The organism is Sphingopyxis sp. QXT-31 (assembly GCF_001984035.1).
GTDB lineage: Bacteria > Pseudomonadota > Alphaproteobacteria > Sphingomonadales > Sphingomonadaceae > Sphingopyxis.
On sequence record NZ_CP019449.1, the window covers coordinates 1,160,395 to 1,184,187 of the forward strand.

28 protein-coding genes and 2 tRNA genes are annotated in these 23,793 nt (G+C 65.9%); 13 read left to right on the top strand and 17 right to left on the bottom strand.

Annotated features, from left to right (window positions below):
* Window positions 1-4: 4 nt before the first annotated feature.
* The 7 genes from hslU (at window position 5) to BWQ93_RS05710 (ending at window position 7,502) form a co-directional block, all read left to right on the top strand.
* On the top strand, window positions 5-1,306 hold the full coding sequence (gene hslU, locus BWQ93_RS05680; RefSeq protein ID WP_077029667.1) for an ATP-dependent protease ATPase subunit HslU: 1,302 nt from the start codon (window positions 5-7) through the stop codon (window positions 1,304-1,306).
* Window positions 1,307-1,448: 142 nt separating this feature from the next.
* Complete coding sequence (locus BWQ93_RS05685; protein WP_077029668.1) at window positions 1,449-2,294, top strand: helix-turn-helix domain-containing protein; 846 nt, start codon at window positions 1,449-1,451, stop codon at window positions 2,292-2,294.
* Between the two features lie 109 nt (window positions 2,295-2,403).
* Complete coding sequence (locus BWQ93_RS05690) at window positions 2,404-3,381, top strand: tetratricopeptide repeat protein (RefSeq protein ID WP_156878152.1); 978 nt, start codon at window positions 2,404-2,406, stop codon at window positions 3,379-3,381.
* Window positions 3,335-4,333, top strand: coding sequence for a tRNA lysidine(34) synthetase TilS (gene tilS, locus BWQ93_RS05695; RefSeq protein WP_083720644.1), 999 nt, complete (start codon window positions 3,335-3,337; stop codon window positions 4,331-4,333). Before BWQ93_RS05690 ends, tilS begins: the two co-directional genes overlap by 47 nt.
* A 94-nt stretch (window positions 4,334-4,427) precedes the next feature.
* A complete protein-coding gene (ftsH, locus tag BWQ93_RS05700) occupies window positions 4,428-6,371 on the top strand; it encodes an ATP-dependent zinc metalloprotease FtsH (RefSeq protein WP_077029669.1) in 1,944 nt (647 codons plus the stop codon).
* A gap of 23 nt (window positions 6,372-6,394) precedes the next feature.
* Window positions 6,395-6,886, top strand: coding sequence for a hypothetical protein (locus BWQ93_RS05705; protein ID WP_077029670.1), 492 nt, complete (start codon window positions 6,395-6,397; stop codon window positions 6,884-6,886).
* Between the two features lie 10 nt (window positions 6,887-6,896).
* Complete coding sequence (locus BWQ93_RS05710; protein ID WP_077029671.1) at window positions 6,897-7,502, top strand: DUF3800 domain-containing protein; 606 nt, start codon at window positions 6,897-6,899, stop codon at window positions 7,500-7,502.
* 69 nt (window positions 7,503-7,571) lie between these two features.
* Here BWQ93_RS05710 and rpoZ read toward each other — a convergent pair whose 3' ends face one another.
* Complete coding sequence (gene rpoZ, locus BWQ93_RS05715; RefSeq protein WP_058808280.1) at window positions 7,572-7,916, bottom strand: DNA-directed RNA polymerase subunit omega; 345 nt, start codon at window positions 7,914-7,916, stop codon at window positions 7,572-7,574.
* Window positions 7,917-8,013: 97 nt separating this feature from the next.
* Here rpoZ and BWQ93_RS05720 point away from each other — a divergent pair, with 97 nt between their 5' ends.
* Window positions 8,014-9,264, top strand: coding sequence for a phospholipase D-like domain-containing protein (locus BWQ93_RS05720; RefSeq protein ID WP_232314751.1), 1,251 nt, complete (start codon window positions 8,014-8,016; stop codon window positions 9,262-9,264).
* 3 nt (window positions 9,265-9,267) lie between these two features.
* On the opposite strand, the gene BWQ93_RS05725 is transcribed toward BWQ93_RS05720, so the two are convergent.
* A complete protein-coding gene (locus BWQ93_RS05725) occupies window positions 9,268-9,906 on the bottom strand; it encodes a class I SAM-dependent methyltransferase (RefSeq protein ID WP_156878153.1) in 639 nt (212 codons plus the stop codon).
* Between the two features lie 189 nt (window positions 9,907-10,095).
* On the opposite strand from BWQ93_RS05725, the gene BWQ93_RS05730 reads away from it, so the two are divergent.
* Window positions 10,096-11,406 carry an MFS transporter gene (locus BWQ93_RS05730; protein ID WP_077029672.1) on the top strand — a complete coding sequence of 437 codons (1,311 nt, stop codon included), beginning with the start codon at window positions 10,096-10,098 and terminating at the stop codon, window positions 11,404-11,406.
* Window positions 11,407-11,442: 36 nt separating this feature from the next.
* Here the strand turns inward: BWQ93_RS05730 and BWQ93_RS05735 are convergent, their stop codons facing one another.
* Entirely contained in the window at window positions 11,443-13,764 is a 2,322-nt protein-coding gene (locus BWQ93_RS05735; protein WP_156878154.1) for a CDC48 family AAA ATPase, read from the bottom strand.
* A gap of 138 nt (window positions 13,765-13,902) precedes the next feature.
* Between BWQ93_RS05735 and BWQ93_RS05740 the strand changes: the two genes are divergently transcribed.
* Window positions 13,903-14,781, top strand: coding sequence for a LysR substrate-binding domain-containing protein (locus BWQ93_RS05740; RefSeq protein WP_077029674.1), 879 nt, complete (start codon window positions 13,903-13,905; stop codon window positions 14,779-14,781).
* 7 nt (window positions 14,782-14,788) lie between these two features.
* Here the strand turns inward: BWQ93_RS05740 and BWQ93_RS05745 are convergent.
* A tRNA-Thr gene (locus tag BWQ93_RS05745) sits at window positions 14,789-14,863 on the bottom strand.
* Between the two features lie 116 nt (window positions 14,864-14,979).
* Between BWQ93_RS05745 and BWQ93_RS21360 the strand changes: the two genes are divergently transcribed.
* Window positions 14,980-15,108: a hypothetical protein gene (locus BWQ93_RS21360; protein ID WP_257787759.1), complete on the top strand. Its 129-nt coding sequence runs from the start codon at window positions 14,980-14,982 to the stop codon at window positions 15,106-15,108.
* Here the strand turns inward: BWQ93_RS21360 and BWQ93_RS05750 are convergent.
* Both BWQ93_RS05750 and BWQ93_RS05755 read right to left on the bottom strand, forming a co-directional pair.
* The gene (locus BWQ93_RS05750; RefSeq protein ID WP_058808285.1) at window positions 15,098-15,412 is read right to left on the bottom strand and encodes a DUF1905 domain-containing protein; all 315 of its coding nucleotides are present in this window, start codon (window positions 15,410-15,412) and stop codon (window positions 15,098-15,100) included. The genes BWQ93_RS21360 and BWQ93_RS05750 overlap by 11 nt on opposite strands.
* Window positions 15,413-15,516: 104 nt before the next feature.
* Window positions 15,517-16,533: a peptidylprolyl isomerase gene (locus BWQ93_RS05755; protein ID WP_077029675.1), complete on the bottom strand. Its 1,017-nt coding sequence runs from the start codon at window positions 16,531-16,533 to the stop codon at window positions 15,517-15,519.
* A 75-nt stretch (window positions 16,534-16,608) separates the two neighbouring features.
* Here BWQ93_RS05755 and BWQ93_RS05760 point away from each other — a divergent pair.
* Window positions 16,609-16,699, top strand: a tRNA-Ser gene (locus BWQ93_RS05760).
* Between the two features lie 165 nt (window positions 16,700-16,864).
* Window positions 16,865-18,307 carry a tyrosine-type recombinase/integrase gene (locus BWQ93_RS05765; protein WP_077029676.1) on the top strand — a complete coding sequence of 481 codons (1,443 nt, stop codon included), beginning with the start codon at window positions 16,865-16,867 and terminating at the stop codon, window positions 18,305-18,307.
* Here the strand turns inward: BWQ93_RS05765 and BWQ93_RS05770 are convergent.
* The 11 genes from BWQ93_RS05770 to BWQ93_RS05820 form a co-directional block, all read right to left on the bottom strand.
* On the bottom strand, window positions 18,304-18,783 hold the full coding sequence (locus BWQ93_RS05770; protein WP_156878155.1) for a hypothetical protein: 480 nt from the start codon (window positions 18,781-18,783) through the stop codon (window positions 18,304-18,306). The two genes, BWQ93_RS05765 and BWQ93_RS05770, sit on opposite strands and share 4 nt — an antisense overlap.
* A 37-nt stretch (window positions 18,784-18,820) precedes the next feature.
* On the bottom strand, window positions 18,821-19,069 hold the full coding sequence (locus tag BWQ93_RS05775; RefSeq protein ID WP_083720648.1) for a helix-turn-helix transcriptional regulator: 249 nt from the start codon (window positions 19,067-19,069) through the stop codon (window positions 18,821-18,823).
* A 73-nt stretch (window positions 19,070-19,142) separates the two neighbouring features.
* A complete protein-coding gene (locus BWQ93_RS05780) occupies window positions 19,143-19,418 on the bottom strand; it encodes a hypothetical protein (protein WP_077029678.1) in 276 nt (91 codons plus the stop codon).
* A complete protein-coding gene (locus BWQ93_RS05785; RefSeq protein ID WP_156878156.1) occupies window positions 19,415-19,627 on the bottom strand; it encodes a hypothetical protein in 213 nt (70 codons plus the stop codon). Before BWQ93_RS05785 ends, BWQ93_RS05780 begins: the two co-directional genes overlap by 4 nt.
* 201 nt (window positions 19,628-19,828) lie before the next feature.
* Complete coding sequence (locus BWQ93_RS05795) at window positions 19,829-20,083, bottom strand: hypothetical protein (RefSeq protein ID WP_077029681.1); 255 nt, start codon at window positions 20,081-20,083, stop codon at window positions 19,829-19,831.
* A complete protein-coding gene (locus BWQ93_RS05800; RefSeq protein ID WP_077029682.1) occupies window positions 20,080-20,403 on the bottom strand; it encodes a hypothetical protein in 324 nt (107 codons plus the stop codon). Before BWQ93_RS05800 ends, BWQ93_RS05795 begins: the two co-directional genes overlap by 4 nt.
* On the bottom strand, window positions 20,400-20,522 hold the full coding sequence (locus tag BWQ93_RS21365; RefSeq protein WP_257787760.1) for a hypothetical protein: 123 nt from the start codon (window positions 20,520-20,522) through the stop codon (window positions 20,400-20,402). The genes BWQ93_RS05800 and BWQ93_RS21365 overlap by 4 nt, the downstream gene beginning before the upstream one ends.
* On the bottom strand, window positions 20,519-20,743 hold the full coding sequence (locus tag BWQ93_RS05805) for a hypothetical protein (protein ID WP_077029683.1): 225 nt from the start codon (window positions 20,741-20,743) through the stop codon (window positions 20,519-20,521). The genes BWQ93_RS21365 and BWQ93_RS05805 overlap by 4 nt, the downstream gene beginning before the upstream one ends.
* Window positions 20,740-21,216 carry a hypothetical protein gene (locus BWQ93_RS05810; protein WP_077029684.1) on the bottom strand — a complete coding sequence of 159 codons (477 nt, stop codon included), beginning with the start codon at window positions 21,214-21,216 and terminating at the stop codon, window positions 20,740-20,742. The genes BWQ93_RS05805 and BWQ93_RS05810 overlap by 4 nt, the downstream gene beginning before the upstream one ends.
* Window positions 21,216-22,460 carry a helicase HerA domain-containing protein gene (locus BWQ93_RS05815; RefSeq protein ID WP_077029685.1) on the bottom strand — a complete coding sequence of 415 codons (1,245 nt, stop codon included), beginning with the start codon at window positions 22,458-22,460 and terminating at the stop codon, window positions 21,216-21,218. Before BWQ93_RS05815 ends, BWQ93_RS05810 begins: the two co-directional genes overlap by 1 nt.
* Window positions 22,457-23,608, bottom strand: coding sequence for a DUF6551 family protein (locus BWQ93_RS05820; RefSeq protein WP_083720650.1), 1,152 nt, complete (start codon window positions 23,606-23,608; stop codon window positions 22,457-22,459). The genes BWQ93_RS05815 and BWQ93_RS05820 overlap by 4 nt, the downstream gene beginning before the upstream one ends.
* Window positions 23,609-23,793 lie beyond the last annotated feature (185 nt).

Genomic DNA, 23,793 nt, shown 5'->3' on the forward strand with positions numbered 1-23,793 from the left:
CCCCATGAACGATACACTGACTCCGAAGGCGATCGTCGCCGCGCTCGACACGCATATCATCGGACAGGATGCGGCCAAGCGCGCGGTCGCGGTGGCACTGCGCAATCGCTGGCGCCGCCAGCAACTGCCCGCGGAACTCCGCGACGAGGTCAGCCCCAAGAATATCCTGATGATCGGCCCCACCGGCTGCGGCAAGACCGAGATTTCGCGCCGCCTGGCCAAGCTCGCCGATGCGCCCTTCATCAAGGTCGAGGCGACCAAATTTACCGAGGTCGGCTATGTCGGCCGCGACGTCGAACAGATTGCACGCGACCTGGTCGAGGAAGCCGTGCGCCTGGAGAAAGAACGCCGCCGCGATGCGGTGCGCGTTGCAGCGGAAGATGCGGCGATGGAACGGCTGCTCGACGCACTGACCGGCAAGGGCGCGAGCGAGGCGACGCGCCAGAGCTTTCGCCAGCGCATCCGCGAGGGCCATCTCGACGACAGCGAGGTCGAGGTCGAGGTCTCCGACGCGCCGTCGATGCCGTTCGACCTGCCCGGCCAGCCCGGGCAGATGAACATGATCAACCTCTCCGACATGCTCGGGAAGGCGATGGGCGGGCTGCCCAAGAAGCGCCGCAAGATGAAGGTCATCGACGCCGCGACGCGTCTGATCGAGGAGGAGCAGGACAAGCGGCTCGACCAGGACGATGTCGCGCGCGTCGCGCTCGCCGATGCCGAGGCGAACGGCATCGTCTTTCTCGACGAGATCGACAAGATCGCGGTCAGCGACGTGCGCGGCGGTTCGGTGAGCCGCGAGGGCGTCCAGCGCGACCTGCTGCCGCTGATCGAGGGCACGACCGTCGCGACCAAATATGGCCCGATGAAGACCGACCATATCCTGTTCATCGCGTCGGGCGCCTTCCATGTAGCGAAACCCAGCGACCTGCTCCCCGAACTGCAGGGGCGCCTGCCGATCCGCGTCGAGCTGGGCGCTTTGACCGAAGCGGATTTCGTGCGCATCCTGAGCGAGACCAAGGCCGGCCTGCCCGAACAATATGCCGCTTTGCTCGGCACCGAGGGGGTCACGCTGACCTTTAAGCCCGATGCGATCGCGCGCGTCGCCAAGCTCGCCGCCGAGGTCAACGAGAAGGTCGAGAATATCGGCGCGCGGCGGCTCCAGACGATCATGGAGCGGCTGGTCGAGGAGGTCAGCTTCACCGCCGAGGATATCGGCGGCACATCGCTCGACATCGACGCTGCTTACGTCGATCGCCAGTTGGCGGACATCGTCGGCGACACCGACCTCAGCAAATATGTGCTCTGACCCCGCGGCGCTCCGGCTGGCCTAATTGCCGTCCTTTTCAGCCGTTCGTTTACCGAACTTCATTTGACTTTGGCGCGTCGTCGGTGCGATGAACGGCGCGCACGGTCGAACCGGGTTGCACACGGCCGGCACGGAGACACTAATGGCAGACGAGGAGGCCCCGGAGCAGGGCGAACTGGCGATCACGCGCACGGGCGACCGGCTGCGACTGGCGCGCGAGGCCGCCGGGCTGTCGCTTGCCGACGTCGCCACGCGCACGCGGATCACCCAGCGCCACCTCGAAGCGATCGAGAAGTCCGATTTCTCCGGCCTGCCGGGCCGCACCTATGTCACCGGTTTTGCGCGCGCCTATGCCCGCGCGGTCGACCTGCCAGAGGCCGAGATCGGCACCTCCGTGCGCCGCGAACTCGAAGAAGAAGAATATGGCCGGCCGTCGTATGAGGCCTATGAGCCCACCGATCCCGCACGGCTGCCGACCGCGCGGCTGACCTGGACGCTCGTCATCGTCGCACTCGTGCTGGTGTCGGCCTATGGCGTGTGGCGCTTCCTGTCGGTCGAGCCCGACGAGGCGCTGATCGCGGCGCAGAACCGCGCTGCCGAGGAATCCGAAGCTCCCTCCGCAGCCGCCGCGCCTGCCGCCAAGGCCACAACCAAGGCCGGCGCGGTTCCCGCGGATGCGCCGGTGGTGCTCACGGGCCTGTCCGAAGTTTGGATCGGGTTCGACGACGCGACGGGCAAGACCGAGAATTGGCGGACGCTCGACGCCGGCGAGACCTATGAGGTGCCCGCCGGATATGTCCAGCAGTTCACGCTGCGGACCAGCATCCCGCAGGCGCTGAAGGTCACCGTCGGCGGCCGCGACATCGGCGCGATCGGTCCCGCCGATACGCTCGTCAAGAATATCTCGCTGAAGCCCGCCGACTTGGTCGCGCGCGCCGACGGCGCGGGCGCTGCGCAGACGCTGCCCTCGATACCGGCCAAGCGCTGACCTCGACAGACCGAAAGGTCGCCGCGCCGATTGGATTTGCGCAAATGCCCCCGTGCGCGTTATGGATCGCGCGATGGTTAACTGGGTGGGGGCCGAAAGGCAGATGAACATGCGTCACTTTACACTCCTGGGCACCGCGGCGATGGCGCTCGCGGTTTCGATCCCGGGCGCGGCGACGGCGCAGGACGACACGATCGGCAAGCGCGTCGACCGGCTCGAAAAGGAAATGCGCGCGGTACAGCGCTCCGTCTTCCCGGGCGGCAGCCCGACCTTCTTCGAAGGCGAGATCGCGCCCGACAACACGCCGGGCGAACGCTCGCGCGCCGGCGCCAATGCCCCGGTGATCGATCTGACCGCGCGCGTCGATGCACTCGAAAGCCAACTCCAGACGTTGACCGGCCAGACCGAGCAGAATGCCTTTCAGCTGCGCGAACTCGAAAAGCAATTCACCGCCTATAAGGCCGAGATGGAAAAGCGTCTCGCCGCCCCGCCCGCGGTGACCGAAACGGTGACCCCGGCAAGCCTGCCGGTGACGCCCGTCGCCAAGCCGCCCGCCACCCCGACCGCATCGACGACCAAGTCCGCGACGACGACTCCCGCCGCCGCGCCGACGAAAAAGCCGGCGGCTACGCCCGCTGCGTCGGCATCCAGCGCGGCGCGGCTCGCGCTGGTCAAGAAGGTCGAAATCCCTGCAACGGGAAACGAGGTCGATGACGGCTACAACTATGGCTACCGCCTGTGGGAGGCGAAGCTCTATCCCGAAGCGCAGACGCAACTGAAGGACGTAGTTGCCAAATGGCCGAACCATCGGCTTGCGAGCTTTGCGCAGAACCTGCTCGGCCGCGCCTATCTCGACGAGGGGAAGCCCAGCCTTGCTGCGGTGGCTTTCTATAATAATTACAAGCAGAACCCCGGCGGCGCTCGCGCACCGCATAGCCTAATGTACATGGGCGTCGCGCTCGACAAGCTCGGCCGCAAGGATGCCGCGTGCAAGGCCTTCGCCGAACTCGAAGAAACCTATGGCGACAAGGCGCCGCAGGATGTCCGTACCGATGCAACCGCCGCAAAAGCAAAAGCAGGCTGCTGAGGCCGACGCGCCGCACCGGCTCGCACGCCAGTTGGAGGCGCTGGTCGGGCCGGGCTGGCAGCAGCGCAATTACGGCGTCGCGGTCTCGGGCGGCCCCGACTCCATGGCGCTGCTCTGGCTGACGGCCAGCCTGCTCCCCGGACAGGTCAAGGCCGCAACGGTCGATCACAGCCTGCGCCAAGGTTCGGCCGAGGAAGCGCGCATGGTCGCGGGTTTCTGCGCCCGCGAGCGCATTCCGCACGTCACGCTGACCCCGCCGACGCCGATCAAGGGTTCGCTGCAGGCGGCGGCGCGCGCCGAGCGCTATCGCCTGCTCGAAGAGTGGCGCGCCGACGAGGGGCTGGCGCATATCCTGACCGCGCACCACGCCGACGACCAGCTCGAGACGATCGTCATGCGCCTCAACCGCAGTAGCGGCGTCGGCGGGCTCGCCGCGATCCGGGCGAAGAACGGCTTCATCCTGCGCCCGTTGCTCCACTGGCGCCGCGACGAGCTGGTGCGGCTCGCGCTCGACGAGGATCTACCCTTCGTCGACGATCCGTCGAACGCCGACGGCCGTTTCGACCGGGCGCGGCTGCGCCATGCGCTGACCTCGCAGACCCTGCTAGACGTCGAGGCCGCGGCGCGTTCGGCCGACTGGCTCGCCGAGGCCGACGAGGCGATCGACTGGGCGGTCGAACGGCTGATCGCCGGCTGGCCCGACGCATCGGACATCGCGGTGATCCGCGACGAAGGCTATCCCCCCGAGATTTTCCGCCGCGTCGTGACCCAGCGCCTCCGCGCCAACGCCGCGGGGCTGCCGCTGCGCGGCGCCTCGCTCGACGGGGTGGTCAAGGCGATGAAGGATGGGCGCCGCGCGATGGTCGGCGCGCTGCTGATTGACGCCGTTCCGGGCCTCGAAGGCACGATCTGGCGCATTTCCGCGGCGCCGCGCCGGAAAGCCGGCAAATAAGGCCGAAAGGCTCAAAGGCTCATTGTCATTTAACGCGATTATCCTATCTTGGCGGGGTACAAGCGCGACGCGCGCTACTTTTGGAAAGATTCCGATGCAGGACGACAAGGAACCGCAGGGCAACCCCTGGATGAAGAGCGTGATGATCTGGAGCGGCATCCTGCTCGCCATGCTCCTCGTCGCGTCGATGTTCGGCGGGGCGTCGCAGCCCGCGGGCAACACGCTCACCTATTCGGAATTCCGCCAGAAGATCGCGGACGGCAGCGTCAAGGAGGTCGTGCTGACCGAGGAACGCGCGACCGGCACGCTGTCGAACGGCGACCGCTTTACCGCCAATTTGGTCCGCGATCCCGAGATGCTCAAGCTGCTCAACGAAAAGGGCGTCAAATATGACGGCAAGCCGGCCGATACCGGCAATATCTGGGTCTATCTGCTGATCCAGTCGCTCCCCTTCCTGCTGATCCTCGGCATCGCCTTTTTCGTCTTTCGCCAGGTGCAGAAGAACAATGGTTCGGGCGCGATGGGCTTCGGCAAGTCGCGCGCCAAGATGCTCACCGAAAAGCAGGGCCGCGTGACCTTCGACGACGTCGCCGGCATCGACGAAGCGCGCGAGGAGCTCGAGGAGATCGTCGAGTTCCTGAAGGACCCGACCAAATTCTCGAAGCTCGGCGGCCAGATCCCGAAGGGCGCGTTGCTCGTCGGCTCGCCTGGCACTGGCAAGACGCTGCTCGCCCGCGCGATCGCGGGTGAGGCGGGCGTGCCCTTCTTCACCATCTCGGGCTCGGACTTCGTCGAGATGTTCGTCGGCGTGGGTGCATCGCGCGTCCGCGACATGTTCGAACAGGCCAAGCGCAACGCCCCGTGCATCGTCTTCATCGACGAAATCGACGCCGTGGGCCGCCACCGCGGCGCCGGGCTCGGCAACGGCAATGACGAGCGCGAACAGACGCTCAACCAGCTGCTCGTCGAGATGGACGGCTTCGAGGCCAATGAAGGCATCATCATCGTGGCGGCGACCAACCGCCCCGACGTGCTCGACCCCGCGCTGCTGCGTCCGGGCCGCTTCGACCGCCAGGTCGTCGTGCCGCGCCCCGACATCGAGGGTCGCCAGAAGATCCTCGAGGTGCACACGCGCAAGAAGCCGCTCGCGCCCGACGTCGATCTCCGCCGGATCGCGCGCGGCACGCCGGGCTTCTCGGGCGCCGATCTTGCGAACCTCGCCAATGAAGCTGCCTTGCTGGCTGCACGCAAGGGCAAGCGCCTGATCGCGTCGGGCGAGTTCGAGGAAGCCAAGGACAAGGTCATGATGGGCGCCGAGCGCCGATCGATGGTGATGACCGAGGACGAAAAGAAGGCGACCGCCTATCACGAGGCGGGCCACGCGCTCGTGTCGCTCCACGTCGAGCACAACGACCCGTTGCACAAGGTGACGATCATCCCGCGCGGCCGCGCGCTGGGCGTGACATGGAACCTGCCCGAGCGCGACCGCTATTCGCACAATATGAAGCAGATGAAGGCGCGCCTTGCGCTCTGCTTCGGCGGGCGCATTGCCGAGCAGCTGATCTATGGCAAGGACGAGCTCAACACCGGCGCGTCGAACGACATCCAGCAGGCGACCGACATGGCGCGTTCGATGGTCATGGAATATGGCATGTCGGAGAAGCTCGGCTGGCTGCGCTACCGCGACAATCAGGACGAGGTATTCCTCGGCCACAGCGTGTCGCGCGCGCAGAATATGTCCGAAGAGACCGCCAAGCTGATCGACGCCGAAGTCCGCCGCCTCGTTGAAGAAGGCGAGAAGGTCGCACGCAAGGTGCTCACTGACAATATCGACGAGCTCCACCTGCTCGCCGCGGCGCTGCTCGAATACGAAACGCTGTCGGGCGAGGAAGCGAAGCGCGCGATCAAGGGCGAGGATATCGGCCGCGAGGACGATGCCGGCAAGCGCGGCACCCCCGTCTCGGGCCACGCCGGCGGCCTGCCGCAGATCAAGCGCAAACCGCGCCCCTTCGGCGATCCCAACCCGCAAGGCGCCTGATCCGGCGCCTTGGGGGAGGAGCGATGAAGCGCCTGAAATTCAGCCTGCCCCGCTTCGGGCTCGGCGTCGCGGCAATGTTTGCGCTCGCCAGCCCGGCGCAGGCGTTACAGCGCATGGAATTCTCGCAGAAGGTCGATCTGGAAAAGGTCGAGATCGGCCCCGGCGGAAAGCGCGACATCAGCTTTGCCGAGCCCGAGGTGGTGATCCCCGGCGACCGACTGCGCTATCGCCTCCAGATGGAGAACCGCACCGCCGAGCCCGCAGCCAGCCTTAGCTTCGTCAACCCGATCCCGCGCGAGATCCGCTTTGTCGGCACCGAGGATCTCGACGGCTTTGCCGTGTCGGTCGATGGCGGCGTGAGCTTCGGCGCGCTCGACGAGCTTCGCGTTACCTTTCCGGATGCCGCACCGCGTGCGGCGACGCGCGAGGATGTCACCCACGTCCAATGGACGCTCGCCGAGCCGCTTGCCCCCGGCGCGGCCAAGACCGTGACCTTCTTCGGCGCCATCCGCTGAGCATCCGGCGATGACTATCTATTGCGACGAATCGGGCGGGCTCAATGCCGGCGCGATGACCTTCGCCGCGGTGATGCTCACGCCCCAGGCCGCGACCGATATCCACGCCCGCTTCCGTTCGGTGACAGGCCTGCGCGGCGAGCTCAAGGGCAGCCGCATCAGCATAGTCGAGCGCGCCTATCTGCTCGAACTGGTCGATCGCGCCGGCGGCCGCGCCTGGGTCGCGGTGGCGCATCGCGATCGACTGGCGCAGGGCCCCGGCGGCACGCTGCCGAGCGACCTCGCGCTTTATGGCGCGCTGCTCAATTCGGCCGTCGGGCATTGGCTGCCCGAAACCGGCGGCGAGTGCACCGACGTCGTCATCGACGACGGCCGCTACGATCCCAAGATCTTGAGCCACGTCCGCGAGGAAATCCAGGCCGGCCTTGGCAATTGGGGCCGCGCCTCGCTCGCCGACAGCAAGCGCAGCGACGGGGTGCAGATCGCCGACGTGATCGCGAACAGCCTGTTCAACATCGCGGTGGAATCACCCCGCGCGCATCGCATCGGGCGGATCATCGAGCCGATGCTGGCGTCGAAGGCGATAAGGGTGGCGGAGTTGACGAGCGTTCCCTGAAAGCCGATCGTCCAACAAAAAAGGGCCGCGGTTTCCCGCAGCCCTCTCTGGTGATTTCGCTGAAGCGACTTATTCGAAGTCGCTGCCGCCGCCCGCAGGGCTGCGCGGCGGCGCGGCGGCGGTGAGGCGGAGCGCCTCCGCCGAGCGCGCGATCGAGCTGATTTCGTCGGGCGTATCGTCGTCGTCGACGACGACCTTCTGCAGCGAGCCGACGAGCGTTTCGGACAGGTCCTTCGGACGCACCGTCTGCTCGGCAATCTCGCGCAGCGCGACGACGGGGTTCTTGTCGCGGTCGCGGTCGATGGTCAGCTCCGAACCGCCCGAGATTTCGCGGGCGCGGTGCGCCGAGAGCAGAACCAGGTCGAAACGGTTGGGGACTTTGTCGACGCAATCTTCGACGGTAACGCGGGCCATAGATATTCCTTGATCGAGGAGAGGCCGGCCCAAGGGGGCTGGCGGCAAGCGCTGCGCGCTAGCAGGCGGGCCCACGAATGTCAACGAAACCGGACGCATGGCCCTGCCCTCGCCCTTGCCCGCCGCGTCGGCCCGCGCCTATGGTGAGCGCATGACCGCCGAACCCGCGTCCGCCTGCGAAGCCCATACGATCGAGGCGGATGTCGCGGGCCACCGGCTCGAGGTGATCGTCGACGGCGACGAGAGGCTCACGCGCCTGCTCGCGCTGCTGAACGGCGCGATCCGTAGCATCGACATGATCATGTACATCTTCGAGCACGACGCGGCGGGTTCGCGCGTGCTCGATGCGATGACCGCCGCAGCGAAGCGCGGCGTGCGCGTGCGCGCGGTGATCGACAGTTTCGGATCGGGCGATGTCTCGGACAGCGTTTTCACGCCGCTGCGCGAAGCCGGGGGCAGTGTCACCTTCTTCTCGCGCCACTGGCGGTCGAGCTACCTCATCCGCAACCATCAGAAATTGCTGCTGATCGACGAACATGTTGCGATCACCGGCGGCTTCAACATCGCCGAGCCCTATCTCAGCACCCAGCTGTCGAAATGCTGGTTCGACCTCGGCGTATTCGTCCGCGGGCCGTCGGTTGCACGCATGGTGCAATGGTTCGAGGAGATCCACGACTATACGGTGAACAACGACGGCAAGCTGCTCATGCTCCGCCGCCTGATCCGCGAATGGCCAGTCGATATCGGGCCGATCAGCTGGCTCGTCGGCGGGCCGACGCAGCGATTGTCGCCTTGGGCGCGCGCGGTGCGCGCCGATCTCGACAAGGCGCGCCAGCTCGACATGGCGATGGCCTACTTCTCGCCCGGTCAAGGCATGCTCCGCCGCCTCGGCCGCGTGGCGAAGCGCTGCCGCGCGCGCTTCGTGATGGCGGCGAAGTCGGACAATCCCGCGACGATCGGCGCCTCGCGGCTGCTCTACGGCTATCTGCTGCGCAAAAAATCGACGATCTGGGAATATCGGCCGTGCCGGTTGCACATGAAGCTGATCGTCGTCGACGATGTCGTTTACGTCGGCACCGCCAACTTCGACATGCGCAGCCTGTTCATGAACGTCGAGGTTATGCTGCGCGTCGCCGACCCGGGTTTTGCGCAGCAAATGCGCGAATTCATCGCCGGTCTGCAGCCCGACTGCGACGTCATCACCGCCGAAGAACATAAGAAGCGCGGCACCTGGCTGACGCGGTTGCGCTGGACGCTGGCGTGGTTCGTCGTCGGTGTTGCCGATTACACGGTATCGCGGCGGCTCAATTTCGGATTGGGCGAGATCGACCCGGAGACCGAAGTCTAGACCTCAGTCCTTCCAGCCCCAGAAGAGGAAGCAGGGCGGGACGTTCACCCACTCGAACGCATTGTCGATGCGGTTGAAATGCGCCGCGAGGAAGTCGCGCGCGCGGGCGCGGAACTGATAGACGAGGAAGGCGCCGCCGGGACGCAGCACGCGGTGCGTTGCCGCGGCGATCGCGGGGCCGACGCCCGCGGGCAGCGTCGAGAATGGCAGGCCCGACAGCACATAATCGGCATGATCGAAACCGTGCGCGTGGACGATGGCCTCGACGTCGGCGGCCGAGCCGTGTACCGCGATGAAGCGGCTGTCGCGGATGTCTTTCCGCAGATAGTCGATGAAATCCTCGTTGGTGTCGATCGCGATCAAGGTCGCATCGCCCGCCATCCGTTCGAGCACCGGGCGGCAGAAGGTGCCGACGCCAGGGCCATATTCGACGAACAGCTTGGTGTTCTTCCAGTCGACGGGTTTCAGCATGTGGCGGATCAGCGTCGGCGACGACGGCACGATCGACCCCACCATCACCGGATGCTTGATGAAGCCCTTCACGAACATGCCCCACGGCCCGAAAAAGCGCTTTGCACGGTCGCGGATCCGCTTGGTCAGCGCGGCCTTCTGTTCTTGGGCGTGCGCCCGGGGATTGGACATGATGGCTTTCGCGTTGTTGCGTGTGACAAAGGCGTGGCAAAAAGCCGCGCGCGACGCAAGGAAAGACTATGCTTGACAATGGGCCGCGGCGTTCCGCGTCTGGACAGGCGGGCCAGCGCGTGTAGGGGATTGGGCACGATCGATCCGCACACGCGGAAGCCAGCCAAAGTCAAATGGGGGGAGAGCGACATGTCGACGATCAGCCGCTCGATCCCCGCCGACCGCATGGCGGTGCTCTTCGCGGTGATGCTCGTCGCCGCCGCTGGCAATACCGCGATGCAGTCGATCCTGCCCGCGATTGGCGCCAAGCTGCACATCCCCGACGTCTGGGTCAGCCTAGCCTTCAGCTGGTCGGCGCTGCTCTGGGTGCTCACCGCGCCGCACTGGGCGCGCCAGTCGGACAAGCGCGGGCGCAAGGCGCTGATGGCGCTCGGCGTAATCGGTTTCATGTCGTCGATGGCGCTCTGCGGTCTTGTGCTTTGGGCGGGCCTGACCGGCTGGCTCGCGGCGGGCGTGACCTTCATCCTCTTCGCGTTGTTCCGCAGCCTCTACGGCGGACTCGGCTCGGCTGCGCCGCCCGCGGTGCAGGCCTATGTCGCCTCGCGCACCGATCCCGAGGAGCGGACGCAGGCGCTGTCGCTAGTCTCCTCGTCCTTCGGGCTCGGCACGGTGATCGGCCCCGCGATCGCGCCCTTCTTCATTCTCCCCATCGTCGGTCTTGCCGGGCCGTTGCTCGTTTTTGCGCTGATTGGTCTGACGGTCCTGATCGCCCTGCGTTGGCGGCTGCCCGACGACGTCCCGCGGTTCGCGGCGCGGGGCAATATCGCCTCCTATCCGACCACGGGCGGCTCCCCCGAGACGGCGACCGACGAGACTGAAGACGAGATCGTCGATCCCGCATCCGCCGCGTCGCCGCCGCTTCGCTGGACTGACCCGCGCGTGCGCCCTTGGCTGCTCGCGGGGCTGTTCGGCGGGCAGGCGCAGGCCATGATGCTGGGCGTCATCGGTTTCCTGATCCTCGACCGGCTGCAGCTACGCCTGCGTCCCGACGAGGGCGCGGCGATGACCGGCATCGTGCTGATGGCGGGCGCCTTCGCGACCCTGCTCTCGCAATGGGGGCTGATCCCGCTGCTCAAGATGTCGCCGCGCACCGCGGTGCTCGTCGGCGCCGCGCTCGGCGGGATCGGCACGATCACGACGGGCCTGTCGTTCGACCTCCACGGTATCATCATAGGATTCGCCCTCGCCTCCTTGGGCTTCGGCCTTTTCCGCCCAGGCTTTACCGCCGGGTCGTCGCTCGCCGTTCCGCGCCGCGACCAGGGCGCGGTCGCGGGCATGACCGCGTCGATCAACGGCGCGGCCTATATCGTCTCGCCCGCCGCCGGCGTGCTGCTCTACAACTGGCACCCGAGCGTTGCCTATGGCCTGATGGCGGGCTTTTGCGGCTGGCTGGTCCTGTGGGGCTGGAAGGCGCTCCGGCTGGAAGCCGGTATCAACTGATCGTCATCCCGGCGAAGGCCGGGATGACGTGACAGATTAGTCTTTCGGATCCTCGTGCTTCCGCTCACGCACGGGCTTGAGCATGCCCGGCGCGAAGAAGCCGATCGGGTCGACGCTCATCGCCGCCTGCTTGATCTCGCCCTGGATCTTTTCATAATCCTTCTCCATCGCCTCGGTGACCGAGGCGCGGGTGTCCTTCAGCGCGGTGTCGAAGTCCGCCATCGTCACCGTCTCGGCGCCCATCGAGCGCTTGAGCGCGGCAAGCCCGGCGCGGCGCGTCAGATCCTCCAGATCGGCCCCGGTGAAGCGATCCGACTTCTCGGCGAGAACGCCCAAGTTCACATCCTCGTCGAGCGGCATCTTTCCGGTCTGAATCTCCAGGATACGCTTGCGTCCCTCGGCATTGGGCACCGACACATAGATCAGCTCGTCGAGCCGCCCCGGGCGCAGCAGTGCGGGATCGATCAGATTGGGCCGGTTGGTAGCGCCGATCACGACGACCGATTGCATCTCCTCGATCCCGTCCATCTCGGCGAGGATCGTGTTGACGACGCGCTCGGTCACCTGCGGCTCGCCCGACGTCCCGCTGCCGCGCGCGGGGACCAGGCTGTCGAGCTCGTCGATGAAGATGATCGTCGGTGCCACCGCGCGCGCGCGCTGGAACAGCCGCGCGATCTGCTGCTCGCTCTCGCCATACCATTTCGACAGCAGGTCCGACGACTTGATCGAGATGAAATTCGCGTCGGATTCGCGAGCCGCCGCCTTGGCGAGCAGGGTCTTGCCCGTGCCCGGCGGGCCATAGAGCAGGAAGCCTTTCGCGGCCCGGATGCCGAGCCGCCGGAACGCCTCGGGGTATTTGAGCGGCAGCTCGATTCCCTCGATTAGCTTCTCGCGCGCGGCGTCGAGCCCGCCGATGTCGCTCCAGCGCGTCTTCGGCGCCTGCACCATCACCTCGCGCATCGCCGAGGGCTGCACGCGCTTCAGCGCATTGTTGAAATCCTCGCGCGTGACGCGCAGTTCCTCGAGCACCTCGGGCGGAATCGTCCCTTCCTCGAGGTTCAACTTGGGCATGATCCGCCGCACCGCCTCGATTGCGGCCTCGCGCGTCAGTGCCGCCATGTCGGCACCGACGAAGCCAAAGGTCGTGCGCGACAGCTCGTCCAGATCGACATTCTCGCCCAGCGGCATGCCTCGCGTGTGGATGCCCAATATCTCGCGACGTCCCTTTTCGTCGGGGACGCCGATCACGATCTCGCGGTCGAAGCGGCCCGGACGCCGCAGTGCCTCGTCGATCGCATCGGGACGGTTGGTCGCGGCAATGACCACCAGATTGGTGCGCGGCTCCAGCCCGTCCATCAGCGTCAGCAATTGCGCGACGAGACGTTTTTCGGCCTCGCCGGTCACCTGCCCGCGCTTGGGCGCGATCGAATCGATCTCGTCGATGAACAGGATCGACGGCGCGGCCTTGGTGGCCTGCTCGAACACCTCGCGCAGTCGTTTTTCGGACTCGCCATAGGCGCTGCCCATGATCTCGGGCCCGTTGATCAGGAAGAATTGCGCGTCGCTCTCATTGGCGACCGCGCGCGCCAGCCGCGTCTTGCCGGTGCCCGGCGGGCCGTGCAGCAGCACCCCGCGCGGCGGATCGACACCCAGGCGGCGGAACAGCTCGGGATAGCGCAAGGGCAATTCGACCATCTCGCGCAGCTGGTCGATCGTCTCGCCCAGCCCGCCTAGGTCGTCGTAGGTAACGTCGGTGCGCCGCGCGTCCTGCGGCTCCTGAAATTCGGGGAGCAGCTCGATCTCGGTATTCTCGTCGATGAAGACGACGCCCTTGGGGCTCGCGGACACGACGAGCAGGCGTACTTCGGCGAGCGCATAGGCCGGGGCGTTGAGCATCTGGCGCAGCTGCGGCGGCATGTCGCCCGCCGAGACGCGCTGCTGCCCCGCGGTCGCGACGGTGTCGCCCGCGACCAGAGGTCGCCCGAAAAAGCTGCGCTTGAGCGCATTGGCCGAGCCCTGCAGCCGCAGATTTTCTTGCGCGGGCGCGAACACCACGCGCGTTGCGGGGCGCGTCTCGACGCGGCTCAGAGCGACCATATCGCCCGCGCCCGCCCCTGCATTCGCGCGCTGCAGGCCGTCGAGGCGGATGACGTCGAGGCCTTCATCTTCGGCATAGGGCAGCACGACGCGCGACGCGGTGTCGCGCTTGCCGCTGATCTGGACGATATCCCCTTCGGTCACGCCGAGTTCGGCCATCGCTGCGCGCGGGATACGCGCGATGCCGCCGCCGCTTTCCTCCGCGCGGGCGTTCGCCACCTGCAGTTTGACCTGTTTTTCTTTTGCCGCTGCGTCGGCCAAGGCGTGTCTCCCGCAAAATTGGACAGAACAGGGAAGATAGGGCGCCGGTTCCGCCATTGCGACCCCCAGCTTATGACGCAGTGCACAAAAGCCTTGGCAGGGTGCGCGCTGTCATGTCATCATCGCGGTCGAACGATCATGCCACGCCTTCCTCCCCTCAGCAGCATGGAGGCCTTTCTCGAGGTCGCCCGTCACGGTACGGTCAAGGCCGCGGCGATCGAGCTGGGCCTGTCGATGCCCGCGCTGTCGCGGCGCATCCAGACGCTCGAACATGCTGTCGGCCGCCCGCTCTTCGACCGCCATCATCACGGGTTGCGGCTGACCGAGGCGGGGCGCGCGCTGCAGGAGCAGCTGTCGCCGATCCTCGATGATCTGCGCGGCGTCATCGCGCAGGCAGGCAGCCCCGACGCGTCGCTGCGCCTCCACCTCAACGTGCTGCCGCTCTTCGCGCAGCAGCGGCTCTTCCCGCGCTTGCCCGAACTTCGTCAGAAACATCCCGAACTGCATATCGATATCGAGACCATGTCGCACGCCGAGGCGCGGCTGGGCGAAGGGATCGACGCGGCGATCGCGCTCGCGCGCTCGATCGACCCCGCGCTTTATGCGGCGCGCCTCGACCAGGACAAGGTCTTCCCTATCGCCGCCCGCACACTCACCGACGGCGACCGTCCATTGCGCGTCCCCGAACAGCTCCAGCGCGCGACGATCCTGCTCCACCGCGAAATGCCCGAAACCTTCGGCGAATGGCGCAAAGCGATCGGCATGCCCTATCTCGAGCCCGCGGGAATCGACTATTTCGATTCGGGTCCGCTGATGCTCGAGGCCGCGGCGCAGGGGATCGGGGTCGCCTTCATGCACGGCCATCATTTCGACGACGCGCACGACCCGCGGCTCGTCCGCCTGTTCGATTTCGACGTCGACAGCCCGTACAGCTACTGGTTCGTCTGCCGCCCCCGCGCGCTGCGCCAGCCGGCGGTCAAGCTGTTCCACGACTGGCTGCTGGGCGCCAAGATCTGAAGAATGATGGTGCTGCTGGACAGGATTGAACTGTCGACCTCGTCATTACCAATGACGCGCTCTACCACTGAGCTACAGCAGCAACCAGGCGCCCGCGAACGCATGTCTGCGGGGCAGGCGCGGCCTATGGCGGGACGCCTTGCGCCTGTCAAGCGGCCAGGCTTGACGCCGGACAGATTTCGCAGGCAAGGATCGGGCGTGAACAAGAGCCCCTCTCCCACCGAACTGGAGCGCCAGCAGCGGCTGGCCGAAGCGCTGCGGGAAAATCTGCGCAAGAGAAAGGCACAGGCGCGCGAGGCGCGGGCCGAAACCCCGCCTAAAGACTGACGGTCACCGTCACGTCATCGCCCTCGGCGATCCCCTCGGCCTTGCGCACCGCGGCCTTGACCGGCAGCAACCAGCCGCCGCTTTCCTTGTGCGGAAAGACCGACGTCTGCCAGACGGTATCCCCGATCGTCACCGTCACCCGCGCCGACCCGAATCCCCCGCGCTTGTCGAGCCACTGCCCCGACATCGCGGCAAAGCGGATCCCGTCGGCCGCTTCGCCCGCGATGGTCAGGAAGAACCACGCCGCGGGCGCCGTCGCCGACTGCCAGCGCCACAGCACCGTGGTGGTGGTGAAGGATTCCATTGGACGACCCTACGCCGTTCGCATCGAGCGAAGTCGAGATGCCCATCGGCTAGGCGCTACGTCTCGGTGTCTTGACTGCGCTCGACACGAACGGGAACGACACGTCATTTTGACACCGCCCGCACCGGTACGGGGATATTGCAGACATCTGCCCCACCTGCGGGCGTTATGAAGAAGGGATCGCGCCGGTTCGCGCGGGCGTCTGCGTATTTTGTGAAGCTTTCGCTTTCGGTCGACAGATATTCAAACTTCGGCTGGCTCGGCGCGGGCAGGTCGGTCGCGAGGCGGATCGATTTGATCGGTACGCGCTCCTCGGCCTTTTCATAGAAGCCCAGCGCCCCGGTCCCGCGCGGCAGGCTCGACAGATGCTCGATCCCGGCGATCACGCGGCCCACGACCGCGATATTGCGGTCGAGGTGGCGCGGCGCGTGGCCGATGACGGTATAGAGCTCAGCGCCGTTGCCGGTATCGGGTGACAGGTTTCGACCTACCCCGAGCATGCCGTAACAATGGACGGGCCACCAGACTTGATCCAAGCCATATCCCGAGGTGGCAACCGGCCAGCCGGAATAGAAATCGACCCACTGCGTATATGCGTCGCGACTATGCCAGTCGGGATAGGGGTCGGGTTCGACCCGCTGCAACGGAATCTCCGAAGTCTGCCGCGACTGACGTTTTGCATCGCGCTCCGCGTTGCGGGCCTGCCATTCGGAAAGGCCGGACGTATAATCAGCCTCCGGCACCACCGCCACCCCCCCGGGCAGCGGCTTTTTCTCGGTCGCATCGCCCCATTGCACGACATAATTGTCCTGCACGCGGTTGATGCTTGCCCCGTCCCACCAATGCGCCGCGGCGAGCTTGCGGATATTGCCGATCCAGCCCTGGCTGAACGGCGCAGGCATCAGCTGGATCACGACGCGGCGCGGTGGCGCCTTCTTCTTCGCCTTGCCGGCGGGCGCAAGGTCCATAACGAGCAAGTCCGAAGCCGGAATCTCCACCCAGTCGCTCGCGGGCGCCGCAGCGGCGATCTCGCCCGGCGAGAGCGGCGGCGACGCCTCCTGCGCGGCGACGGGAAGGGAAAAAGCGAAGGCCGCGGCTGCGGCGAGGAGGCGATGCTTCATGGCGCAATGTCTGCCACGCCCATGCCGCTTGCGAAAGCCCCGCCAAGCGATTAGGGCGCCCCTTCCAGTGCATGCGGAGCGGTGGCCGAGTGGTCGAAGGCGCTCGCCTGGAAAGTGAGTATACGTCAAAAGCGTATCGAGGGTTCGAATCCCTCCCGCTCCGCCAACATACCATGCGCCAGCGTTCTTATTCGTTCACTACCCCTTGCATTTCCGCCATTTCTGCTTATCAGTGTGGCGGACGATGTTCACGTCTGTTCGCAGTCGTTCACCGTCTCACATGGTATATCGCATGGTATGGCCTTGCGATTTTATGGTATGGAGAACGAGGGTGCTCACCGACGCCAAAATCAAAGCCGCGAAGCCCGCCGACCGGGATTACAAGCTCGCCGATTCCGGCCAGCTTTTTTTGCACGTCACGACGGCCGGCGGTCGCCACTGGCGCATGAATTATTCGTTCGGGAAGAACGCCGCGGGCAAGCCCGCGCAGAAGACGTTGACCTTCGGCTCCTACCCTGCCCTCACGCTGGTTGATGCCCGCGCGCGCCGGGACGAGGCGAAGGCGCTGCTGCGCGAGGGCCGCGACCCTGCTGTCGAGCGGCGCGTCGCGACGGCCGCGAAGGCGACGGCCGGAAAGAACACGTTCGAGATCGTCGCCGAGCAATGGTTCGAGTTGAAGTCGGGCTGGTCGGTGAAGAAGTTCCGGGCATGGCGCGCCGCGCATGGCGGCAAGTGGCACGAGCGCGACGCCGCGAACTGGATCGAGCGCCCCCAGGCGGGCTGGTCTGTCGTCCACTCGGGCGACGTGCTTAAGTCGCTCGACAACGACGTCTTCCCCTCGATCGGCGACCTCCCCATCGGCGAGATCGAAAGCCCGAAGGTGCTGGAGGTGCTCAACGCGATCGTGCAGCGCGGCGCGATCGAGACCGCGCACCGCGTCTGTCAGCGCATCGGTGACGTGTATGTCTATGCCATCCCTGCCGGGCTCGCGAAGGCGAACCCGGCCGCGAGCATGGGCAAGGCGCTGCCGAAGGTGCCGCGCTCGAAGAAGCAACCCTCGATCATCGACCGCATCCGCGAGCATGAGGACCAGATCAAGGTCGTCCGCCAGATGCTCCGCGATTGCGACGACGAGCGCTGCCGCGCCTCGACGAAATTCGCCCTGCGCCTGCTGGCGCTGACGGCCGTGCGCCCGAACGAAATTCAGAACGCCGAATGGTCGGAGTTCGAGGATCTGGACGGCCCGGCGCCGCTGTGGCGCATCCCCGCCTCGCGTATGAAGGGCGACCTCGACCGCAAGGCCGATGAGGACGGCGACCATCTGGTGCCGCTGTCGACGCAGGCGGTCGAGCTGGTGCAGACGTTGCGGATGTTGACCGGGAATTATCGGCTCATGTTCCCCAGCGAGCGCCACCCTCACCGCCCTATCTCCGAGAACACCCTGCGCGCGCTGCTGATCCGCGCTGGCTACTATCAACGCCACGTCCCGCACGGTTTCCGCGCGGCGTTCAGCACCATCATGAACGAGCGGCCGGACAAGCAGGAAGGCGACCGCGCCGTCATCGACCTGATGCTGGCGCACGTCCCGAAAGACAAGGTCGAGGGCGCATACAACCGCGCTTCCTATATGCCGCGGCGCCGCGAGATCGCGCAGGCATGGGCCGACATCATCACCGAGGGGCTGGAAGCGCCGGCCGAGCATATCGGCAAGCCTATTCGCTGGGCGGACACCTCGCCGAAAGCACCGCGGAAGACGCTGGAGCGCGTAGGCTAGGTCGCCTTGCCGGCCTTTTCGTCGCGACGCTCTCGCATTTCGGCGAGATAGTCCTCATACCGGCGCCAGCTTTGGTTGGCTGGCTCGATGACCATCCCATTCGAGTGTAGAACCGTCTTGCTGCTGGTCGAATCGTCGTTGACGCCGTCGACGGTGACCGGGACAACGAACCCCTCCGCAGTCAGCGCCCAGGCGATAACCGGTGTCTGCCAAGGACTGTCGTCTTCGTCGCCCGCGTCGCCGATCATGCCGACCAAGAAGGTGTTCGGCTCGGCCGCCACCATATGAACGGGGGTTTCCATTATCTTGTCGCGCACATAGCTGCGGATTTCACATGAGGTATCGTCGGCCAGTTCGACCGAATGGACAAAGCCCTTATGTCCGGTCGGCTGGAACGTCACCTCGCGGGGCGGGCCGATTCTTGTAATGGCCGAAACAGGCCGCGCATTGCCCTGAATGTCGTCAAAAAATCGCATTGGTTCCTCCTCGCGTAGAATGCACAGTTGACGCTCATCAGACGCGTTCGGCCAGCACTTTTTCGCGCCACGTTTTGACTTCGCGCTCGCTCCAGCGCGTCGCGGCGCCGCCCGGCTTGCACGACTGCGGGAACTTGCCCTCGCGCATAAGGCGGTAAATCATCGTCTTCTTGATGCCCGCCAGTTCGATCACGGCCGCGAGCGGCAACAGCCGATCATCAAAGCCGTAGTCGACGGCAAAGGGCTCCTGCGGCGGCCGGGCGGCGCCTTTGGGGTTGGTCTTCATATCTTCTCCAGTTTGGCGAGGGTTTCGCGGATCGAGCCGCTCCCGCCGCAAAGTCCGCAAATCCGCAAAGCGCTCAACATTCATCGGCGCCGACAGCCGAGCGCCAGGCCCCAGCACCGCCGGCTTTTGCGTCGTCGACACAGCCGGTAGCCTCGTCAGGATCGGGCAACGCCGCGACCGCCTGTTCGGCCGCCCAACAAAGCACCCGGTCGAGGTCGTGCAGCTCGAGCACGGCGCCACCGAGCGCCAATTTCATCTCTCCCGGCGGCGCGCCGCGGCATTCGAGCGCGACGTTGAACTGCCACTCGTGCAGCAGCTCGGCGATCGGTCGCAAGGGTTTCGCGCTCATCGCACGCGTCTCCGGCCGACGCCGATCGCGTGCCGTAGCTTCTTGCTGTCGGCGAACATCGCTTCGAGTTCCTGAAATGCCCGGTCTGTGGGGCCGGATGCGATTGCATGGGCGAGATCGGAAACGGAGATGACGTCCACGCCGGGGCTGTCTTCGATTCCGCGCGAACGGCATTCTTCGCGAAGGTCGTCGCTGTCGATGTCGCTCAAGTCTACCTCGACCTCTATTCGCTTTCTCATTTCGGCGCTCTCCCGTCGCGACAATACCCGCAGCGCCCGTTGACGAGGCGCGGCATGTCCTCGCCGCATTGTTGGCACTCGCCAGACACGCCAGCGGGCACCGTCGCGCGCGCAGCGCGTAGGCTATGTGCGAGGTGCTGATCGGCGAGCGTCGTCGCCATGTCGACGTCATCAGCCATGCGACACGACCCGCGCGACTTCCTGCGCGATCAAATAGGAACTGTCGGGATAGAGCGCGACGAGCCGCCGCGCTTCACTTTCAGCCTCGTCGAACGTCGCGTGCGGCCGGGTAAGGTTGGCGCCGTCGATCTTGTGCAGACGGTACGGGCCGGGCGCGCGGATGGTGTCGCTCACGTTGTTCTCCTGTTGAGCGGTGGGGATGTCGGACTTGCTTTCGAGGAGATCGTCTTTTTCGTCCTCGGTCATGGTCGTTGCCCTTTCAGGCGCGCCGGAAAGACCGGCGCCCAGACAATCGCCTTGCGGCCGCTCGCGTTTGGCCGGCGCTGTCCGCTGTCGCGAACCTTGCCGAGCCTCGACAGCTCGGTGAGCCGCGGCCGGATCGACAGGATCGACAAGCCGAGCTTCCCGGCGACCTCGTCCGCCGTCAGCCCGTTCGAGCACTCGACTACCGCCAGCGCACGAGCGCGCAGCAGCGGCGCGGTCGATGCGACGTGCTCCGCCGCAGCTCGGGAAGTGTCCCGATCGCGAGCGCCTGGCTGGTGCGGATAATTGAACAGGTCGGTCATAGCCCGCCCCGGACGAGCGCCGGCTCCGGCGCCGCGCACCCGTCGACCAGCGCTGCCTCCGCACCGACGAAGATCAGCGTCGTGACGAAGATGAAGTGCGATCGACGGCGCGCGCTCATGCCGCGGGCCTCGGCCCGGTGTCGTCGCCGACCAGCAGCGCACGAAACTCATTCCAGAGGCGCACGACCTCCAGCGATAGGGAAAGGCGCGCGGCGCGCTCCTCGGGCGTGTCCCAGTCGGGCGCGCATTCGGCGTACATTCGATTGAGCCGGATGGCGGCGGCGTCAAATGCCGCCCACGCGACCTCGGCGGGCGAATTGCTGGCAGCGACATGGATCATGCGAAGGCCTCCTCGGGCTTAGATGCTGTCATGGCGCGCTCACGCGCTTCCAGCTGCTCGGGGCTGAGAAACCGCAGGTAGTTCCTCGCCCCTCCCCGCTTCATGCCGAGCGCTTCGTCGATGACGGAGTAGCGGTCGCCAGCGACCAGCATGTCGATGCCGAGGCGGCGGCGGTGCAGGAGCCGCTCCGACTCCTCGGGCGAAACCCCCGCGATACGATCGCCGAGCCGCTTCTTCGCCTGCGTGAAGGTGCATCCGTAGGGGTGGAACTTGTCGCGGCCGCAGGGACATTTTGGAAGTGTGCCCTGCAACTTCATGATCGCGATGAAGGGCTCGGTCTGACGGCGCACGGTTTCGGTGCTCAGTCCGGTGACGGCGCAGAGATCGCGGAGGCTTTCGATCGACGGGAGAAGTTCGACCATCAAAGCGAGCGTCTCGGGAGGAACTGCCGAAGAGATGCGTTCCATCTTCATCACCCTACCCTCTGGAATGGGATGACGACCTCGTCGGCGTCCTCGCCCTCGCCGTCATCGGCCAGCAAGAGCGCCTGCATGTCCTCGGGCCGCAAGGTAGGCAGCGGCGTGATGCCCTTCTCAGGCCCAGCCTTGCCCTGCGTCATGCAGGGGCCGACCGTCACCATCACCGGCCGGCGCGCGACGGCGGGGCCGAGGCCGAGGAAGGTGCCGCGCTCGAGGTTGCGGACCCGCTCGCCGTCGGGGCGCTGCAACCCGAGCAGATCGCAAGCACGGTTGATGTCGATGTCGAGGAAGGTCCGGCCTAGGAGGAAGTTGCTCGCCTCAGCCGCGACATTCTTGTGAAGCTTCGACAGGCGCTGCGTCGCGATGATGCCTGCGAGGCCACGTTTACGGCCGCGACACATGAGGTTCTGCATCGCCTGCAAGCTGGCTTTCCGGATGTCACGGTCCTCGCCGTTGTCGCCGGTCGGCGCAAATAGATGCGCCTCGTCGACGGCCACGATGGCCGGGTGCCAATGCTCGGCCGGCGCGTCGAACAACCCGCCGAGGAAGGCCGCGACCGCATCCATCTGCCCGTCGATGTCGAGCCCGTCGAGATTGACGACGACCGAGCCGCGCAGTTGGCGAACCTTGCCCGCGATATTCGACAGCCGAGACGGTTTATGCACAGCCGCGTCGATGACGGTATGGCCGAACGCCCCGCCGAAGCCGACGAAGTCGCCCTCCGGGTCGATGATGACCTGCTGCACGATGCCGGCGCATTCTTCGAGGATGCGGCGCAGAAGGTGCGTCTTGCCGCTCCCGCTGTTGCCCTGAATGAGCAAACGGGTTGTCAGCAGTTCTTCCAGATCGACGAACGCCTTGCCGTCAATCCGCTCGCCAATTTCGAGCGCGTTGTCACCGACCGGCTCGACCGGCGCGGTAAAAGCGGCCTGAGCCTGCTCGGGTGAAGTCAGCCGCGGCCCCGCTGGGGGGGATGAGGGGGGCGAGAGCCGCGGCTGACCCGGCGCGGGGGCGACGCGCCGAACGGGTTCGATATAGCGCGCCTCGGCGGCACGCTCGGCGGCGTCAGGCGAAAGGTGCTCGGGCAACCCTTCCTCTTTCCGCCACCAGATGATGTTGTTGACCGAGGTGTCGCATCCGTCTGCGATTTCGCGGTCGGTTTGCCCAGCTTCGTGCAAGGCGCGGGCGAGCGCCTTTTGCACGTCGCCGAACGGAGAGCCGGAGCGGTTCAGCATCATTCAGCCTCCGCCTCGGCGTAGGCCTCTTCCATCGCCTTGAGCATGGAGTCGATGCGGTCCTGCCCGCTTTCGACGCCCTCGGTCGCTTCCTTCCAGCCGGGAATGCCGACCTCGGAAAGAACACTGGTCATCAGATCGGCATCGATCGGCCGCTCGTCCTTTTCCCGGCTCTGGATGAAGATGCAGAGGCCTGTGAAGATGGCACCGCCGCCGACCAGAACCATGCCGTCGAATGCCTGCGCGATCATGGTCAACGCCCGCGTGGCAATTTCCTTGCCCTGCGAGACCAGCGCCTTCTTGATCGCCTGGGTGAAGATGACCTCGCCCGGCTGCCAATACTGCCACGCCTGATTGCGGCCGACGACCAACCCCGCCTCCGTAACCACGCTGTTGATCGCGATGGCCTTCGCGTCGCCAGCGGCGACGGCAGCGTGGAAGTCGTCCAGCGTGGACATCGCGCGGCGGCTGCGATTGGCCTGAACAAACAGCTCGGCTTCCTGCTGCGGGTCGTCGAAGTCGAAAACAACCACGGGCAGGTCGCGGATGTCGCCGCGAAGGGCGGCGCCCTCTTTGCGGTGCTGGCCGTCGATGACATATAGCTCGCCGTTGCGGCGCGAGACGATCAGGGGCAAGCAAAGGCGCCAGTCCCAATTTTCGGCGATCGTGCGAATCAGTTTCTTGGATGCTCCGCCCTCGATCGAGCGCTGGTAGCTGTCGTCGACTTTCAATTGGTCAATCTGCGCGAACTGCGGAGCGGGCGGCGAGCCGATCATCGGCTTGATGCGCAGCGGCTTGTCTGTTTCGCGCTTCGCTGCGCGGGACACTTGAAACTCTTCGGCCTTGCGCTCCCGGCGCGCCTCGATCGACTTGGTGAGGTCGTCAACGACCGCGTTGTCAGGGCCGGCCGCGGCAGCAAGCTTCGCGGGCATTCCCTTAGGATGGCAGGCGTAGACTTGGCCGTTCAGATCAAATACGGCGAAGCCGAGCTCGACGATTGTGGCGCCATCGGCGGCGTCGATGGTGAAGCTGCCGTTCTCAGCGACATCCGGCGAGAACATGCTCTCGACAACCCAGCCAGGAAGCTCCTTCCCAACGGCGTTGATCCAAATTTTTGATGGGGCATTAATTGATTTAACGTCGGCAGCCATGAGCCTACCTCCTGCTAGAGTGACACCAGCGTCTTCGGCCCGGAAGCGATCTGCTGATTTCGTCTAGCTATTGGAAATTTATCATGTCGTCAACGAGTTCTTGATAAATTTCCAATATCCGCCGAAAGGGGCTGCACCCTTTACAAAGGGGTTAAACCCCTTTAAAGAGAGTGGCACCCCTTTGG